This is a genomic window from Xanthomonas sontii, assembly GCF_040529055.1.
GTDB lineage: Bacteria > Pseudomonadota > Gammaproteobacteria > Xanthomonadales > Xanthomonadaceae > Xanthomonas_A > Xanthomonas_A sontii.
In genome coordinates, this window is record NZ_CP132342.1 from 3,390,169 (window position 1) to 3,409,341 (window position 19,173).

The window sequence follows — 19,173 nt, forward strand, 5'->3', positions numbered from 1 at the left end:
GCTCCCGGGGCTTTTTCGTTGTCATCGTCCTGTCGGCCGCCGAGCCGCCTTGGTCGTGCGGCTCGGCGCCGCGCCCGACGCTCGACATGCCGTGATCGGGGACCGATCGCGATGCGGTGGCGTCCACCGCGACCGACAGAGCATCCGGTTCCGGCCGCAGGGCCGGTGCCGGGCGCGTGTGGCGTTGCACCACAAACACGCCCTACATTTCTGGGACGCCGTGCCGATAACCGGAAGGTCGCGCACGTCTCCGCTCCGGTCTGCTGTGCCCGCAGGCAACAGGCTCCGGTCCACGACAGCGCGATCTTTCCCTCCTCGCCATCGAGACGACCGCGATGTCCACGACGTCCTCCACTCGCCCGAGCAGTGTCGCCACCCGCCTGATGCTCGGCGTGGCCGCGATCGCCCTGCTGTGCTTCGGCATTACCGCCGCCATCATCTACGCCCGCAGCAGTTCCGCCCTGCTCGCCTCCGCCAAGGTCGGCATGACCGACACCGCGCGCCTGGAATCGGAGCGCATCGGCAACACCATCGGCGCCTCCGCGGTCTCCAACCAGGCACTGGCCAATGCCCTGCTCGCCCAGCGCGGCCACGACAAGGCGCGCGAGCTGTTTAGCGACAGCCTGCGCCGCGAACTGCAGCAGCATCCGGACTGGACCGGCATGGGCACGCTATGGGAACCGCAGGCGCTGGACGGCAAGGACGCGGACTACGTCAACAGCGCGGGCCATGACGCCAGCGGCCGCTACATGGTGTACTGGTCCTGGCAGAACGGGAAACTCGTGCGCGATCCGCTGCGCGACTACGACGTGGCCGGCGCCGGCGACTGGTATCTGAATCCGCGCAAGCTGCTGCGGCCGACCGTCGCCGAACCCTACGATTACGAGATCGCCGGCAAGAAGGTGCTGATGACCACGGTCAGCACGCCGATCCTGGAAGACGGCAAGTTCCTGGGCGTGGTCACCACCGATTTCGGCCTGGCCACGCTGCAGCAGCGCGTCGCCAAGCTGCGTCCGCTCGGTGCCGGCCGCGTGCGCCTGCTCTCGCCGGGCGGCGCCGTCGTCGCCGACCGCGATCCCGCACTGGTCGGCAAGAAGCTGCAGGATCCGGCCACCCGCGCCTTGCTGGCCGAGATCGCCCAGGGCAAGACCGTCGGCCGCGACAGCGTCGATCCGCAGACCGGCGCCACCGACGTGGAAGTGTATGTGCCGCTGCAGATCGGCCAGGCCCAGGAGCGCTTCGCGCTGGGCGTGGCGGTGCCCAAGGCGGTGCTGATGGCGCAGGCGCGCAACCTGCTGTGGACCATCGCCGCGGTCGGCCTGTGCGCGGCGCTGCTGCTCAGCGGTGGCCTCTACCTGCTGCTGCGCCGGCTGGTGGTCAAGCCGCTGGCCAGTGCGGTGGAAGTCTCCAGCGCGGTCGCTGGCGGCCGCCTGGACAGCCGCATCCAATACACGCGCAACGACGAGCTGGGGCAGTTGCTGGGATCGCTGCAACGCATGCAGCAGCAACTGCGCGCGGTACTCGACGCACAGAAGGAGATGGCCCAGCGCCACGACGCCGGCGAGATCAGCTACCGCATGGACGAAGCGGCCTTCCCCGGCGACTACGGGCGCATGGTCCACGACAGCAACGCCCTGGCCGCCTCGCATATCGCGGTCAAGATGCGCCTGGCGCAGATCATGGGCCGCTACGCCATCGGCGACCTGTCCGAGGACATGGATCGGCTGCCCGGCGAAAAAGCGGTGCTGACCGAAACCATGGACACGGTCAAGCGCAACCTCACCGCGATGAACACCGAGATCAAGCACCTGGCCGTCGCCGCCGCGGCGGGCGACTTCAGCGTGCGTGGCGACGCCGAGCGCTTCCAGTACGACTTCCGCCTGATGGTCGAGAGCCTCAACCAGTTGATGGCCACCGCCGATGGCAACCTGCAGGCGCTGTCCACGCTGTTGAAAGCGATCGCCGCCGGCGACCTGACCGCGCGCATGCACGGCCAGTTCCAGGGCGTGTTCGCGACCATGCGCGACGACGCCAATGCCACCACCGAACAGCTGGCCGCCATCGTCGCGCGGATCCAGACCGCCGCGGTCAGCATCAACGGCGCCGCGGCCGAGATCGCCGCCGGCAACGACGATCTGTCGCGCCGGACCGAGCAGCAGGCCGCCAGCCTGGAAGAGACCGCTGCGTCGATGGAAGAGCTGACCTCCACGGTCAAGCAGAACGCCGAGCACGCCCGCCAGGCCAACCAGCTCGCCACCGGTGCAGCCACGGTCGCCTCGCAGGGCGGCGCGGTGGTCGGCCAGGTGGTCGAGACCATGAGTGGGATCGAGGCCTCGTCGAAGAAGATCGCCGACATCATCAGCGTGATCGACGGCATCGCCTTCCAGACCAACATCCTCGCCTTGAACGCGGCCGTGGAGGCGGCGCGTGCCGGCGAACAGGGCCGCGGCTTCGCCGTGGTCGCCAGCGAAGTGCGAACCCTCGCCCAGCGCTCTGCCAATGCCGCCAAGGAGATCAAGGGCCTGATCGACGACTCGGTCGGCCGTGTCGCACAAGGTTCCGCCCTGGTCGAACAGGCCGGCACTACCATGCAGGAGATCGTCGCCTCGGTGCAGCGCGTCACCGACATCATGGGCGAGATCTCCGCCGCCTCGCAGGAGCAGTCCGCCGGCATCGAGCAGGTCAACCAGACCATCACCCAGATGGACGAGGCCACCCAGCAGAACGCCGCGCTGGTCGAGGAAGCCACGGCCGCCGCGCGTTCGATGGAAGACCAGGCCGGCCAGCTCAACCAGGCCGTGGCCCTGTTCAAGCTGGACACCAGCGCCACGGTGACGAGCGCCGCGCCGGCGCCTGTGCGCCGCCCCGCTCCGCCAGCCCCTGCTGCCCCGGCGGCAAAACCAAGGCGACCGGCAGCGGCGCCGTTGCGGGCGGTCCCGCGCGCGACCACGTCGACCGACGACGGGCAGTGGCAGGAGTTCTGAGCCGCTGCAGCGCCCCGCTGCCACCGCGAGGCGCGCTGTGCGTCTCGCGGTGCGGCTGCCGGGCACCGGGTGACGACGTCCACAGAACGCTTAGCGCGTCACGCTCGTAAAGAAAGTGTATTCAGGGTCGATATAGAAAGCGGAACTGCCATGCCATGGGCGCCGCGACGCGCGCCCCGGCGCCGGCCGCACTGCGCCCGGATCCACGGTTCCGACCGAACCGCCACGGGAGCCGCCATGAAGCGACGCGTTATCGCCACCTGTCTGACCTTGTGCGGCCTCGCCAGCCTCGCAGGCCATGTCCATGCCGAGGCCGAGCCGATCGCCACCGATCGACCGGACTTCGTCGAATCCAGCCTCACCGTCGGCGACCGTCGCCTGCAGGTGGAAACCAGCGTGGCCTGGGAACGCGACGGCGATGTCGACGGCTATGCCACGCCCACCCTGTTCCGCTACGGCATCGGCCCGACCTGGGAACTGCGCCTGGAGACCGACGGCTGGCAGACCATCGACGTCCCCGTCGGCGGCGACGTCTCCGGCTTCTCCGACATCTCGCTGGGCCTCAAGCACCACCTGGCCAGCGAGATCGGCGGCGCCTCGCTGGCCTGGCTGCTGCACGTGGACCTGCCCAGCGGCGCGCGCAACGTGCGCGGCAGCGGTGCACGCCCCTCGTTCCGCCTGGTGGCCGAATGGGAACTCAGCGACAGCGTGTCCCTGGGCATGATGCCGGGCGTGATCCGCGACGAAGGCGACGGCGGACATCGCTACACCGCCGGCATCTTCGGCGTGGTGCTGGGCAAGGCCTGGAACGACCGCACCCGCTCGTTCGTGGAGCTGGCCCTGCCGCAGATCGCGCATGCCGACGACGGCGGCACCATCGCCCTGCTCGACATCGGCTCGGCCTGGCTGCTCACCCAGGACGTGCAGCTGGACGTGGTGTACAGCCGCGGCCTCAACGACCGTTCGCCGGACCACGCGCTCGGCGCGGGCCTGTCCTTCCGTTTCTGATCGGGCCACACCGATGAAAATCATGCATATGCTCGGGATCCTGGTGCTGGTGGCGGTGCTCGCCCTGCTCGCGCTGGGCGGGGTCGGCTACGGCGCGCAGCAGGGGCTGCTGCGCTCGGTCGCCGCGCAGGTCGTGTCCTCGGACGCGCTGCGCAACCACATGCAGGCCGACATGATGCACGACGCGCTGCGTGGCGACGTCACCGCGGCGCTGCTGGCGGCGGCGCACCAGGATGCGGACGGGGTCAAGGCGGCGCGCGCGGCGCTGGGCGAACACGCCGGCGAGTTCCGCAAGGCGCTGGACGACAACCAGAAGCTGCCGCTGGACGGCACACTGCGCGCGCAACTGGATGCGGCGGGACCGGCGCTGCAGCGCTACATCGCCGCCGCCGACAAGGTGGTGACGCTGGCCGAGTCGCAGGGCGACAGCAGTGCGGCCTATGCCGACTTCACCGCGCAGTTCACGCGGCTGGAAGCCGAGATGGACACGATCAGCGACAGCATCCTGGCGCTGAACGAGCAGAGCCGCAAAGCCGCCGAACAGCAGAGCCAGCGCGCCACCTGGCAGCAGGCCGGCGCGGTGCTGGTGGCCGTGCTGTGCCTGGCCGCCGCCGCAGCCTGGATCCTGCGCTCGGTCGCGCAATTGCTCGGCGGCGAGCCGCGGGTGGCGATGGACGCGGCCCAGCACATCGCCGAGGGCCGCCTGGACCAGCCGATCCCGGTCGCGGCCAGGCACGGGCGCAGCCTGATGGCGGCGCTGGCGCGGATGCAGCGCGAACTGCGCGAGCGCATCGAACGCGAACGCAGCGTCGCCGCCGAAAACCTGCGCATCCGCACCGCCCTGGACAACGCGTCCACGGGCATGTACATCGCCGATCCCGACCTGACCATCATCTACGCCAACACCGCGCTGCAGACCCTGTTGCAGACCCACGCCGAGGACATCCGCGCCTGCGCGCCGGCGTTCGACCGCTCTGCGCCCCTGCTGGGCCAATCGGTGGCGCTGCTGGAAGTCGGCAATTCGCAGGACGCGGAGATCTACCAGCGGCTGGATCGGCAAGGCGCGGCGCAGCGCGAGGTGCGCTACCGCGAGGTCTGCATCGCCCAGGAGATTTCCGCCATCCGCAATGCCGAGGGCGCGCACCTGGGCTTCGTCTGCGAATGGCGCGACCGCACCGCCGAGACCCGTGTCGAAGCGGAAGTGGCCGCGGTGGTGCGCAGCGCCGCCGCCGGCGACCTGTCGCAGCGCATCGACCGCACCGGCAAGCAGGGCTTCTTCCTGATGCTGGCGCAGCAACTCAACGGCCTGCTCGACGCCAACGCGATCAGCATCGCCGAGGTCTCGCGCCTGCTCAGCGCGCTGGCCGACGGCGATCTCGGCGCGCGCATGCACGGCGAGTTCCACGGCATCTTCGCCACCATGCGCGACGACGCCAACGGCACCGCCGAGCGCCTGGCCGACATCGTCGGCCGCATCCAGCGCGCCGCCGGCGACATCCACAGCGCCGCCACCGAAATCGCCCAGGGCAACAGCGACCTGTCGCAGCGCACCGAACAGCAGGCCGCCAGCCTGGAGGAAACCGCCGCCTCGATGGAAGAGCTGACCGCCACGGTCAAGCAGAACGCCGAGCACGCGCGCCAGGCCAACCAGCTCGCCGCCGGCGCCGCCGCCGTCGCCTCGCAAGGCGGCGCGGTGGTCGGCCAGGTGGTGGACACCATGAGCGGCATCGAGACCGCGTCGAAGAAGATCGCCGACATCATCTCGGTCATCGACGGCATCGCCTTCCAGACCAACATCCTGGCGCTCAACGCCGCGGTGGAAGCCGCACGCGCCGGCGAACAGGGCCGCGGTTTCGCGGTCGTGGCCAGCGAGGTGCGGGTGCTGGCGCAACGCTCGGCCAACGCCGCCAAGGAGATCAAGGGTCTGATCGACGACTCGGTCGGCCGCGTCGCCACCGGCGCGGAACTGGTACAGCGCGCCGGCCAGACCATGCAGGAGATCGTGGCCTCGGTCGGCCGCGTCACCGACATCATGGGCGAGATTTCCGCGGCCTCGCAGGAGCAGTCCGCCGGCATCGAGCAGGTCAACCGCACCGTCACGCAGATGGACGAGAGCACCCAGCAGAACGCTGCACTTGTCGAAGAAGCCACGGCGGCGGCGCGGTCGATGGAGGACCAGGCGGCGCAGCTGAGCGATGCGGTGGCGGTGTTCCGATTGGAACAGCACGCCGCGCGTGCCACCCCTGCCCCGGCCTTCGTCGCCGCGGTGGTGGCCGGCCATTCGGCCACCGCTGCAACGTCGCATGCCACGCAGGCGCCCCAGCCGAACGCGCAGGCCATCGCCGACGCGATCGGCACCCAGTGGCAGCCGCTCACCGCTTGAGGAGCCGTGTAGGGAAATGAATCAGACAGCGTCGGGAATCGTCTTACGACCAACGACGCATCGAGAACTACGCCGTCACGCCGATATCACATTCAAGCGGCGGCGGACATGTTGTACGGCAAGACATTGGGTTTCCTTTCTTCACTTTTCTGACCGCCACGCCCACCCTCCGATCGCGCAAATGCCGCCGGAGCCCGCAGGGACAAGAACCTGGACATCCCAGGGACACCGTCAACGAAGAGGTCGACATGAATTCCTTTCTGCAACGCTACAACGTCGGACGCCGTCTCGGCGGTGCCTTCGGCCTGCTGATCCTGCTGTCCTGCCTGCTGGTCGCGGCCGGCCTTTTATCCATGGCAGGCGCGCGCCATGAACTGGACAGCATCGTCAAGGTCAATGTCGAGAAGATGCGGATCAGCAACGGCATGCTCGATGCCAACTCAAGCATCCTGGTCGCACTCGGCACGCTGTCCATGGTGACCAGCGAGGATCTCAACAAAGAGGCGCTCGCCGAGATCAAGGATAAGCGTCAACGCTATAGCGACCTGCGCAACGAACTGGAAAAGTTTCCCGCAACCAGTGCCAGCGTGGTCAAATTGCGCGCCGACATCGATGCCGCGCGCGATATCGCGCGCACTCTCAACAATCAGGTGATCGAGTTGGCGAACGCCGGGCGCAATGCCGAGGCGCAGACACTGCTGAGCGAGCGTTCGCGCCCGGTCACGCTGGCGTGGCAAGCAAAAATCCGCCAGAACGTCGCCTTGCAGGAACAGGAGACGCACGACGCCTATGCCACGGCAACGCGCGCCATGGCGCACGGCCGCAACATGCTCATCGCAGGTGGAGTGGCCGTCCTGGTCGTCAGCGTCTTGCTGGCCTGGGCGATCACCCGCAGCCTGACCATGCCGCTGAGCCGCGCCACGCGTGCCGCCGAGGCCATCGCCAGTGGCCGCCTGGACAACGACGTCACTACCGACGCCCGCGACGAGCCGGGCCGCCTGCTGCTGGCGATGGACGCGATGCAGCGACAGTTGCAACGCTTCTCCGGCGAGACCGCGTTGATGATCGAACTGCACGCCGACAAGGACATCAGTCACCGCATGCCGCAGGATTTCCCCGGCGTGTACGGCGAGCTGAGCAAGGGCATCAACACCATGATGTTCGAGCACCTGGATGCCATCGTCGACGCCATCGGCGTGCTCAACGAATACGCCAACGGCGACCTGCGCCGCGACGCCCGGCGCCTGCCCGGCAGCCGCGCGGTGCTGCACGAGTCGATGGATGCGGCCAAGGCCAGCCTGCTGGCGATCAATACCGAGATCAAGCGCCTGGCGGCGGCGGCTGCGGCCGGCGACTTCAGCGCCCGCGGCGACGCGGCACGCTTCCAGCACGACTTCCGGCTGATGGTGCAGGACCTCAACGCGATGATGGAGGTCAGCGACCACAACCTGGGCAAGCTGTCGGCGCTGCTGCAATCCATCGCCGCCGGCGACCTCACCGCGCGCATGGACGGCGAGTTCCACGGCGTGTTCGCCACGATGCGCGACGACGCCAACGCCACCGTCGAACAGCTGACCGGCATCGTCGGTCGCATCCAGACCGCGGCGGTCAGCATCAACGCCGCCTCGACCGAGATCGCCGCCGGCAACGACGACCTGTCGCGCCGCACCGAGCAGCAGGCCGCCAGCCTGGAAGAAACCGCCGCGTCGATGGAGGAGCTCACCTCCACCGTCAAGCAGAACGCCGAGCACGCGCGCCAAGCCAACCAGTTGGCGGTGGGCGCGGCCTCGGTGGCCTCGCAGGGCGGCAACGTGGTCGGCCAGGTGGTCGAGACCATGAGCGGCATCGAGGCGTCCTCGAAGAAGATCGCCGACATCATCAGCGTCATCGACGGCATCGCCTTCCAGACCAACATCCTGGCACTCAACGCGGCGGTGGAAGCCGCCCGTGCCGGCGACCAGGGCCGCGGCTTCGCCGTGGTCGCGAGCGAAGTGCGTACCCTGGCACAGCGCTCGGCCGGCGCCGCCAAGGAGATCAAGTCGCTGATCGACGACTCGGTCACGCGCGTGGCCGAGGGCTCGGCGCTGGTCGATCAGGCCGGCCGCACCATGAGCGAGATCGTGGCCTCGGTGCAACGCGTCACCGACATCATGGGCGAGATCTCGGCGGCCTCGCAGGAGCAGGCATCGGGGATCGAGCAGGTCAACCAGACCGTCACCCAGATGGACGAGGCCACTCAGCAGAACGCCGCATTGGTGGAAGAAGCCACCGCCGCCGCACGCTCGATGGAGGAACAAGCCGGCCAGCTCAGCGACACCGTGGCGTTGTTCAAGATCGACAACGTCGGCGTGCGTGCGGCGATGGCGCCGCATGCCACGGTCAACGCGCCGCGGGTAACCAAGGCGACGGCGCGTCCGCAGCGGCAGCCCGCCAAGCGCACCGCGGTCGCGGCCGGCGGCGACTGGCAGGAGTTCTGAGTCGTACGGTCGCCATGCCGCCGGCATGGCGACCGGTCCCGGCGGTGACGCCCGGCGTTCGCAGCGCAGCCCTTACGCAGCTGCGCATTCCTGCAATACGCGAACCATAGCTCGGTGCATTACACGCCGGCGCATGTCGGAACCACGTCGGATTTTGCCTTCGCCGACCAACACGCGTCGGAAGGCAGACAGCTTCCTAACCGCCCGCCAACAAGGATCCGCACACCGCTCAATTCCTGGCCGCCATGTCGATATCCATGGGGTGGCAGCGCATCGCCACGAGGCGCCGCAACGCTGGCCTGCCAGCGCGTGCGACCCGACTCCTTCTGTCCCCCAAAGGTCGGCTATGAACGCACTTCTGCAACGCTACAACGTCGGTCGGCGCCTGGGCATGGCGTTCGGCATCCTCATCCTGTTGTCCGGTGTACTGGTCGCCATGGGGCTGCTGACCATGGCCAGGGCGCATCGCGAACTGGACAGCATCGTCAACGGCAACATGGAAAAGGTCCGCCTCTCCAACGAGATGCTGGACGCCAACACCAATGTGCAGATCGGGCTGCTGTCCATCACCATCGTGGATGGCGATGCGGCCAACCAGAAGATGATCGACATCGTGCAGCGCAACCGGGCGCGCTACAAGGCCGCGCAGGATGCATTGTCGGCGATGCCGGCGACCCCGGCCGAACGCCAGGCCATGGCCACGATCGAGCGCACGCGGGCGCAGTCGGTGCAACTCAACAACCAGGTGCTGGCGCTCGGCGAGAAGGACCAGAACGCCCAGGCGCAGGCATTGCTGCTGGGCGATGCCGCGGTGGCGATGGAGAAGCAGCAGGCGGCGATCCGCGCCAATGCCGATCTGCAGCGGCGCTTGAGCCGGGAGGCCTATGCGATCTCCTCGGCAGCGATGGCGCGGGGCCGCGTCATCCTCATCTCCGGCGGCCTTGCGGTCCTGCTGGTCAGCGGCCTGCTGGGCTGGACGATCACCCGTAGCCTGACCGGGCCGCTCGGCCGCGCCACCCGCGCCGCCGAAGCCATCGCCGATGGCCGCCTGGACAACGACGTGAGCACTGACGCGCGCGACGAACCCGGCCGCCTGCTGGTCGCGATGGGCCGGATGCAGACCCAATTGCAGCGCTTCTCCAGCGAAACCGCGTTGATGATCGAGCTGCATGCCGACAAGGACATGTCCCACCGCATGCCGCAGGACTTCCCGGGCGTCTACGGCGAGCTGAGCAAGGGCATCAACACCATGATGTTCGAGCACCTGGACGCCATCGTCGATGCCATTGGCGTGCTCAACGAATACGCCAACGGCGACCTGCGCCGCGACGCGCGCCGCCTGCCCGGCAGTCGTGCGGTGCTGCACGAATCGATGGATGCGGCCAAGGACAGCCTGCTGGCGATCAATACCGAGATCAAGCGTCTGGCCGCCGCGGCGGCGGCCGGCGACTTCAGCGCCCGCGGCGATGCCGCGCACTTCCAGCACGACTTCCGGCTGATGGTGCAGGATCTCAACGCGATGATGGAGGTCAGCGACCGCAACCTCGGCAAGCTGTCGGCGTTGCTGCAGGCCATCGCCGCAGGCGACCTCACCGCGCGCATGGACGGCGAGTTCCACGGCGTATTCGCCACCATGCGCGACGACGCCAACGCCACCGCCGACCAGTTGACCGGCATCGTCGGCCGCATCCAGACCGCGGCGGTCAGCATCAATGCCGCTGCCACCGAAATCGCCGCCGGCAACGACGACCTGTCGCGCCGCACCGAGCAGCAGGCGGCCAGCCTGGAAGAAACCGCCGCGTCGATGGAGGAGCTGACCTCCACGGTGAAGCAGAACGCCGAACACGCCCGCCAGGCCAACCAGTTGGCAGTGGGTGCGGCGGCGGTCGCCTCGCAGGGCGGCAGCGTGGTCGGCCAGGTGGTCGAGACCATGAGCGGCATCGAGGCCTCGTCGAAGAGGATCGCCGACATCATCTCGGTCATCGACGGCATCGCCTTCCAGACCAACATCCTGGCGCTCAACGCCGCCGTGGAAGCCGCCCGTGCCGGCGAACAGGGCCGCGGTTTCGCCGTGGTCGCCAGCGAGGTGCGCACCCTCGCCCAGCGCTCGGCCAACGCCGCCAAGGAGATCAAGACCTTGATCGACGACTCGGTCGGCCGTGTCGCCACCGGCTCGGCGCTGGTCGACCAGGCGGGCCGCACCATGAGCGAGATCGTGGCCTCGGTGCAGCGTGTCACCGACATCATGGGCGAGATCTCGGCCGCCTCGCAGGAGCAGTCCGCCGGCATCGAGCAGGTCAACCAGACCGTCACCCAGATGGACGAGACCACCCAGCAGAATGCCGCGCTGGTCGAAGAAGCCACCGCCGCCGCGCGTTCGATGGAAGAACAGGCGGTGCAGCTCAGCGATGCAGTCGCGCTGTTCAAGATCGACCGTGTCGCCACGATCGCGCCGCCGGCCGCGGTCCGCGCGGCACCGGCGAAGCCGGCGGCGCGGGTTGCGAGCAAGGCCGGCGCGGCGCCGCAACCGGCGGCACGCCGTCCGGTCGTGGCCGCCGCCAGCAACGGCGACGCCTGGCGGGAGTTCTGAGGCCGCGGTGGCCAGGCGCACACGGCCTGGCCACCTCGCCTGCACCAGCGGCACATTCCGCCATTCCCTGCCTGATCGAACGCCGGCTGTCCCGACGCGCGCTCGACACGCGCCGCCATCGGCCATCGCCCCGCGCCTCCTCGCCATCATCGCGTGCCTGCCACGGCGCGCCAGCGCCCGACTGCCCCTGCCTCGCCCGACCTCGATGCCAGCCCGGCACGGCCGGATCACGCCCACTGCATGCGACACCAGCGACGGCGGCGCGGCACGTCCATCGGCGAATGGACCGAGCGAGGACATGCCAACACCCGCCGGTCACCGCGGTTCCCGCAGCCTTCTCGACAGGCCTGCACATCCCGGAATCGTGCGGCCGTTTGCAGATCGCGCAGCTCCTGCATCGGCGCTGCATCCGCAGCGCGCCGCAGCGCGTATGTCCTGCCCACTCCTTTCCTCACATAGGCGCCACAACCCTGATGGCCGCGTAACTCCGCCAAGATCACAGATTCAATCTTTGTCTCAAGCCGCCGCTAAAGATCTGCCCGACTCGGCCGAGTGCTGGCGATCCCCTCGCATGCGCGCGTCTTCGCCCGGCGAAGTTCGATCGCTGTCCGCCCCCCTTGCATTCCCATCGCATGCGCTTGCTCGCGAGCGCATGCCTTCTTTCGCTTTCCCCCAGAGACCCGCGCAATGACGTCGCACTCCGCGAACCACGCCGCTCCGCCCGCCTCCGACCGCCGCTCGCGTTTGCGGGTCTGGCACGACCTCCCCATTGCGCGCAAGCTCAGCCTGATCGGCGTGCTGGCCTTGATCGGGCTGGCCATTCCCCTGCTGCTGTACACCCGCACCCTCAGCGACGGCGTGGAGGTCAGCCGCGCCGAGCTACGCAGCTACGCGCCATTGCGCGAGATGCTGCGGCTGCTGGCGGCCCTGCAGGAAGAACAGGTCGGCGCCGTCGCCGACACGGCGCAGGCGCGCGACACCGCGGACCGGGCGCTGCGCGAACTGCAGCGGACCGTCCCGGCCCTGCCCGGCTTCGAGCGCAGCACGGCGGCGCTGGCGCAATTGCAGCAGACCCTGCAGACCAGGCGCAGCGACTTCGCGGCGGTCGCCGACCAGGCCGACGACGCGCTGGACGCCCTGCGCGACGACAGCCAGCTGGTCTATACGCCCTACGTGGAAAGCTACCACCTGGTGGTCAGCAGCCTGATCTACGCCCCGGTGACCAGCCAGACCCTGACCCGGCTGGACGCGATGCGCGACCCCTCGCAGGCCGGCGCCGACACCCCGGTCCTGCGCGCGCAGATCGCCGAACTGGCCCGCGATCAGGGCCGCCTGCGGCATGAGCTGAAGAAGGCGTTGGGCCTGCTCGAACAGCCGGATCCGGCCCTGTCCCAATCCGTCGCCGCCGAAGCCGCCGTCGCCGATCGCGCCCTGCCGCAACTGGCGCAGGCCCTGGACGGCCGCAGCGCCGATGCCGATCAGCGCTGGAACGCGGCCCTGCATGGCTGGGACGCGGCCTTGCACGGGCTGAGCGCCACCGCGTTGCAGGCGCTGCAGCGCCAGTCGCAGCGTCATCTGGACGCCTCGCTGCAGGCGATGTGGACCGCGGTGGCCGGGCTCGGCGTGCTGACGCTGCTGATCGCGGCGATCTGCGCGCACACCCTGATCACCCTGACCCGCAACGTGCGCCGCGCCGCCGGCGTTGCCGCCGACATCGCCGAGGGCCGCCTCGACGCCCGCATCGTGGTGCCCAGCCGCGACGAAAGCGGTCGGCTGCTGGCCGACATGCAACGCATGCAGCAGCAGCTGCGCGAGGTGCTGGCCGCCCAGACCGAGATGGCGCGGCGCCACGATGGGGGCCAGACCAGCTATCGCATGGACGAGAGCAGCTTCCCCGGCGACTACGGGCGCATGGTCCGCGACAGCAATGACCTGGCCGCCGCGCACATCGCGGTGACCGAGCGCCTGGCGCAGATCATGGGCCGCTATGCCATCGGCGACCTGTCCGAGGACATGGACCGCCTGCCCGGCGAGAAAGCCCGCCTCAGCGAGACGATGGACACGGTCAAGCACAACCTGACCGCGATGAACAGCGAGATCAAGCACCTGGCCGGTGCGGCGGCCGCCGGCGACTTCAGCGTGCGTGGCGACGCCGCGCGCTTCCAGTACGACTTCCGCCTGATGGTCGAGAGCCTCAACCAACTGATGGCCACCGCCGACGGCAACCTGCAGGCGCTGTCGTCCCTGCTGCAGTCGATCGCCGCCGGCGACCTGACCGCGCGCATGCACGGCGACTTCCAGGGCGTGTTCGCGACCATGCGCGACGACGCCAACGCCACCACCGAGCAGTTGGCGGCCATCGTCGCGCGCATCCAGACTGCCGCGGTCAGCATCAATGCCGCGGCCAGCGAGATCGCCACCGGCAACGACGACCTGTCGCGCCGCACCGAGCAGCAGGCCGCCAGCCTGGAGGAAACCGCTGCGTCGATGGAGGAGCTGACCTCCACCGTCAAGCAGAACGCCGAACGTGCGCGCCAGGCCAACCAACTGGCCGCCGGCGCGGCCTCGGTCGCCTCGCAGGGCGGCGACGTGGTCGGCCAGGTCGTGCAGACCATGAGCGGCATCGAAGCCTCGTCGAAGAAGATCGGCGACATCATTTCGGTGATCGACGGCATCGCCTTCCAGACCAACATCCTGGCGCTCAACGCCGCGGTGGAAGCGGCGCGTGCCGGCGAGCAGGGCCGCGGCTTCGCCGTGGTCGCCACCGAAGTGCGCACCCTCGCCCAGCGCTCGGCCAACGCCGCCAAGGAGATCAAGACGCTGATCGACGAGTCGGTCGGCCGCGTCGCCGAAGGCTCGGCCCTGGTCGAGCGTGCAGGCACCACCATGCAGGAGATCGTGACCTCGGTGCAGCACGTCACCGACATCATGGGCGAGATCGCGGTCGCCTCGCAGGAGCAGTCGTCCGGCATCGAGCAGGTCAACCGCACCGTCACCCAGATGGACGAGAGCACCCAGCAGAACGCTGCGCTGGTGGAGGAAGCCACGGCCGCCGCGCGTTCGATGGAGGAGCAGGCCGGCCACCTGCGGCAGGCCGTGGCGGTGTTCAAGGTGCAGGCGGCGGCATCCTCGGTGCGTGCGCCGGCGGTACCGGCCGCGCGCACGCCGACACACGCGGCCGCCTGAGTCCAGGCGCGCGGATCGCGCCACCCAGGCTTGGCCTGTCACGCCCCGGCCGGCGCACACCGCGCCGCCGGAACAACGACCCAATTGCCGATCGGCCGCGGAACGCCTCCGCGGCCGATTGCGTTTCCAGGCCTGCGCGGCAGCCTTTTTTCGCAAACCCCACAGCAGCATCGTTACCACGGCGTGAAATGTGATGAATACGACCTTAAGGATCGACAGGTGCTGTCGATAACGTGAACAGCCGGTGAGTACCGGCGTCGCGCTGGCCGGTTTCCAATGCAGGCACTATCCACCACGACGCCCCGTTGGGGAGGTTTCACTCGCCTGCCATGGGGGCTGTTGTTGCTGGTGCTCTGGAGCATCTGGGCGGCAAGCCAACTGGTAGCGCTCGCCAGCCCGCCGCCGGCCGACAGCGCCGAGGCCATTCGCGCGCGCCTGCTGGCCTTTGCGCCCGCCATCGACGCTGCCGACGGGCAGCCCGTGGCGTTCCGCCTGCGCGTGGCCGGCTGCGAGTGCGCCGCGCCTGCGGCGCTCGCACTGCCAGGGATGCGCAGCGTGGACCTGCGCGCCCGGCTGGCGCCGCCGTCCCTGCCCTATGCGCTGATCGTCCTCGATGCGCAGTCCCGCCTGATCTATGCCGGCCCGGCACAGCTGGCCGGATGCGGCACGTCCATCGCCGCCGCGTCGCTGCTGCCGCGGCTGCTCGCCACCGGCGGCGCTTCGCCGCTGATCTCTCCCGCCCAGTGCGGATGTCCCACCGACTCCAAGGAATCCCTCTCATGAGCGCCTCGCCTACCCAAGGCAGCTTTCTCGTCGGCAACGAGCGCTACGTCTACCTGCAGAAACTGGCGGCGCAGGCCGACCGGCTGTTCGTGGTCGTCGCGGTCCTGGCCACCCTCGCCAGCCTGGCCGCCGCCTGGCATCAGGGCGCGTGGACGCCGTGGCTGGCGGTCAGCCTGCCGACCCTGGCCGTCATTGCCCTGCAGGTGAAGCTGCATCCGGGCAGCCTGCTGAGCCGCTGCACCGTGGCCTTGGGCCTGATGGTGCTGGCCGCGGCGCTGATCCAGCAGGCCGGGGGCATGATCGAAGTGCACTTCGGCGTCATCCTGCTGATCGCGCTGCTGCTGTACTACCGCGACTGGCGGCCGATCATGGTCGCGGCCGCCGCGATCGCCGTGCATCACGTGCTGTTCTTCTGGCTGCAGCACCGCGGCCTGCCGGTGCGGGTGTTCACCGCCGAGGCCGGGATCGGCATCCTGGCGATCCATGCGTTGTACGTGGCGGTGGAAGCGGCGATCCTGGTGCCGATGGCGGTGCAGATGCGCCGGCAACTGCTGGACGTGGGCCACGACCCGCACGCCCTGGCCCAGGCCGCGCGCGCCATCGCCCAGCAACAGCCGCTGTCGGCCGCGATCCGCGAGCTGGACCTGCCGGAAGGCTCCATCGCCCACACCCTGGTGGCCGCCAACGCGCAGTTGCTGCGCAGCCGCGAGCAGGACAGCGAGGCGCAGCGCGAGACCCAGCGCATCCGCAGCGCGCTGGACGATGTCACCACCAACGTCATGATCGCCGATGCCGACCGCCGCATCGTCTACGTCAACCGCCCGCTGCTGCAGATGCTCAGCGAGGTGCAGGAAGACCTGCGCCGCGACCTGCCGCAGTTCGATGCCAGCGCATTGCTGGGCAAGACCATCGACGTGTTCCACCGCCATCCCGAACACCAGGCGCGCATGCTCGCCGAGCTGACCGGCACGCACCGCGCGCAGATCCGCGTCGGCGGCCACACCATGCGCCTGATCGTCAATCCGGTCACCGACGCGACCGGCAACCGCCTCGGCTTCGTGGTGGAATGGGCCGACCGCACCGACGAAGTGGCGGTGGAAGAGGAGATCGCCGGCATCGTGCGTGGTGCGGTCGCCGGCGACCTCGGCGGCCGCATCCGCCTGGACGACAAGCACGGCTTCCTGCTGCAGTTGGGCGAGCAGATCAACGCCATGCTCGCCGCCAGCGCCTCCGGCCTGGGCCACATCCAGCAGATGCTGCGCGCGCTGGCCGAGGGCGACCTGTCGCGGCGCATCGACGCCGACCTGCAGGGCGTGTACGCGAACATGAAGGACGATGCCAACGCCACCGCCGAGCAGCTGTCGGCGATCGTGCGGCAGATCCAGGGCGCCTCGGACGCGATCAACACCGCCGCCGGCGAGATCGCCGCCGGCAACGACGACCTGTCGCGCCGCACCGAACAGCAGGCCGCCAGCCTGGAGGAAACCGCCGCCTCGATGGAGGAGCTGACCTCCACCGTGAAGCAGAACGCCGAGCATGCGCACCAGGCCAACCAGTTGGCGGTCGGCGCCGCGGCGGTCGCCTCGCAGGGCGGCAGCGTGGTCGGCAAGGTGGTCACCACGATGAGCGGCATCGAAGCCTCGTCGAAGAAGATCGCCGACATCATCGGCGTGATCGACGGCATCGCCTTCCAGACCAACATCCTGGCGCTCAACGCCGCGGTCGAGGCCGCGCGTGCCGGCGAGCAGGGCCGTGGCTTCGCCGTGGTCGCCAGCGAGGTGCGCGTGCTGGCGCAGCGTTCGTCCAACGCCGCCAAGGAGATCAAGGACCTGATCGACGATTCGGTGACCCGTGTGGCCGAAGGCTCGGCCCTGGTCGACCAGGCCGGCCGCACCATGCAGGACATCGTGTCCTCGGTCCAGCGCGTCACCGACATCATGCGCGACATCGCCTCGGCCTCGCAGGAACAGTCGGCCGGCATCGAGCAGGTCAACCAGACCGTCGTGCAGATGGACGAGGCCACCCAGCAGAATGCCGCCCTGGTCGAGGAAGCCAGCGCCAGCGCCCGGTCGATGGAACACGAGGCGGGCGAACTGGCACGGGCCGTGGCATCCTTCACCCTGGAGCAGCGCCCGCCGTCGAACGCGGTCGCCACTGGCGGCAACGTGCAGCCGGTCTACAAAAAAGTCCAGCTCAGCCGATAGCATGCGTGGGGCGGCCCGACGCGGTGCCGCCCCACCCACCTCCAGTACCCACTCTCCACCATGGCCGAAGGCACTCCCAGCGACTCCCCTGTCCCGACTTCGCCGGAAGAAGAAGTGGAGGACGACCGTTTCCTGCTGACCAAGCCCCGTCAGATCCGCCAGTTGCTGCAGTCGCTGATCCAGCAGCGTTCGCAGGTCAGCGCGCACGTGGGCGGTCGCGACCAGGCCTTCTCGACCGCGTTGCTGGACCTGGACGAGGACAGCGTGCTGCTGGACCTGAGCGTCAACGAGGCCTCCAACCGCGCCGCCGAGCAGGCCGAGTACCTGCTGTGCTTCGCCCAGCTGGACAAGGTGCGGGTGCGTTTCCGCATCGAAAGCCCGCAGCGCACCGACGACAACGGCCAGCCGGGCCTGCGCGCGCCGCTGCCGGAATCGCTCTACTACCTGCAGCGGCGCGAGCATTTCCGCCTGGAGACCCCGATCACCGATTCGCCGTTGTGCGTGCTGCGCATCGACGACGATGCCGGCCAGGTCGAACTGAAACTGCGCGTGGTGGACATCAGCGGCGGCGGCCTGGCGGTGGCGCTGGTACAGGGCCAGCCGATGCCGCAGCTGCAGCAGAGCTATCCGAACTGCGTGCTGCAGCTGCCCGATGCCGACGCCATCCGGCTGACCCTGCAGGTCTGCAACATGTATGTCTCCAAGCTCGCCAACGGCCAGGACACCCTGCGCGTGGGCATGCGCTTCCAGGACCTGCCGCGCGGTGCCGACGCGGCGATCCAGCGCTACGTGTTCCGCATCGAGCGCCAGCGCAGCGCCCGCAAGAGCGGCGTGCTTTCCTGAACGCCGCAAGCGGCCGGCCGATCCAGGTCTAAAGTTCGCCGTGGCCGCGCCGATCTAGCATCAGAGTCGCGCTTTCCCACCCACGCCACCACCCGCAATCCCGTGCGCACCAGGAGCACACGATGAACGACAAGACCACCTCCAACTCCGACGCCACCGGCGGCGAATTCCTCAGCTTCACCCTCGGCGAAGAACACTACGGCGTGGATATCCTCAAGGTGCAGGAAATCCGCGGCTACGACTCGGTCACCCGGGTCCCGGACGCCCCCGAGTACATCAAGGGCGTGATCAACCTACGCGGCACCATCGTCCCGGTGATCGACCTGCGCCTGAAGCTGCGCCTGAAGGAAGCGCGCTACGACGCCTTCACCGTGATGATCGTGCTCAACGTCGAGAACCGCGTGGTCGGCATCGTGGTGGACAGCGTCTCCGACGTGATCCCGCTGAACGAAGAGCAGATCCGCCCGACCCCCGAGTTCGGCGCCGCGGTCGACACCCGCTTCATCTCGGGCATCGGCACCCAGGACGACAAGATGTTGATCCTGCTGGATATCGAGACCCTGCTCGACAGCGCCGAGTTCGGCCAACAGCACGCCCACGTCGACGAAGCCGCCTGACCCCCGGCCGCTGCGGCGGCCGCCCGGCTGTAGACGAAACCCGCCGCAAGGCGGGTTTTTATTTGAAATGCGAACTGTTTATCACTTGGGCGAATCAA

10 protein-coding genes are annotated in these 19,173 nt (G+C 69.1%); all 10 read left to right on the forward strand.

What is annotated here, in order from left to right:
* The first annotated feature begins 335 nt into the window (after window positions 1-335).
* The 10 genes from RAB70_RS14260 (at window position 336) to RAB70_RS14305 (ending at window position 19,075) form a co-directional block, all read left to right on the forward strand.
* A complete protein-coding gene (locus RAB70_RS14260; RefSeq protein ID WP_148827706.1) occupies window positions 336-2,984 on the forward strand; it encodes a methyl-accepting chemotaxis protein in 2,649 nt (882 codons plus the stop codon).
* Between the two features lie 237 nt (window positions 2,985-3,221).
* Window positions 3,222-3,992 carry a transporter gene (locus RAB70_RS14265; protein ID WP_017913687.1) on the forward strand — a complete coding sequence of 257 codons (771 nt, stop codon included), beginning with the start codon at window positions 3,222-3,224 and terminating at the stop codon, window positions 3,990-3,992.
* 13 nt (window positions 3,993-4,005) lie between these two features.
* Window positions 4,006-6,375: a methyl-accepting chemotaxis protein gene (locus tag RAB70_RS14270; RefSeq protein WP_192578900.1), complete on the forward strand. Its 2,370-nt coding sequence runs from the start codon at window positions 4,006-4,008 to the stop codon at window positions 6,373-6,375.
* Between the two features lie 248 nt (window positions 6,376-6,623).
* On the forward strand, window positions 6,624-8,852 hold the full coding sequence (locus tag RAB70_RS14275; RefSeq protein ID WP_148827707.1) for a methyl-accepting chemotaxis protein: 2,229 nt from the start codon (window positions 6,624-6,626) through the stop codon (window positions 8,850-8,852).
* 346 nt (window positions 8,853-9,198) lie between these two features.
* On the forward strand, window positions 9,199-11,442 hold the full coding sequence (locus tag RAB70_RS14280) for a methyl-accepting chemotaxis protein (RefSeq protein ID WP_265529144.1): 2,244 nt from the start codon (window positions 9,199-9,201) through the stop codon (window positions 11,440-11,442).
* Between the two features lie 687 nt (window positions 11,443-12,129).
* Window positions 12,130-14,628 (forward strand): methyl-accepting chemotaxis protein, encoded by a 2,499-nt coding sequence (locus RAB70_RS14285; RefSeq protein ID WP_265529147.1) that lies wholly within the window; start codon window positions 12,130-12,132, stop codon window positions 14,626-14,628.
* 348 nt (window positions 14,629-14,976) lie between these two features.
* Window positions 14,977-15,411, forward strand: a complete 435-nt coding sequence (locus tag RAB70_RS14290; RefSeq protein ID WP_223875754.1) for a hypothetical protein — start codon at window positions 14,977-14,979, stop codon at window positions 15,409-15,411.
* Window positions 15,408-17,615 (forward strand): methyl-accepting chemotaxis protein, encoded by a 2,208-nt coding sequence (locus RAB70_RS14295; RefSeq protein ID WP_148827918.1) that lies wholly within the window; start codon window positions 15,408-15,410, stop codon window positions 17,613-17,615. The genes RAB70_RS14290 and RAB70_RS14295 overlap by 4 nt, the downstream gene beginning before the upstream one ends.
* 60 nt (window positions 17,616-17,675) lie before the next feature.
* Window positions 17,676-18,458, forward strand: coding sequence for a flagellar brake protein (locus RAB70_RS14300; protein WP_026144691.1), 783 nt, complete (start codon window positions 17,676-17,678; stop codon window positions 18,456-18,458).
* A 122-nt stretch (window positions 18,459-18,580) separates the two neighbouring features.
* Complete coding sequence (locus tag RAB70_RS14305) at window positions 18,581-19,075, forward strand: chemotaxis protein CheW (protein ID WP_017910573.1); 495 nt, start codon at window positions 18,581-18,583, stop codon at window positions 19,073-19,075.
* Window positions 19,076-19,173 lie beyond the last annotated feature (98 nt).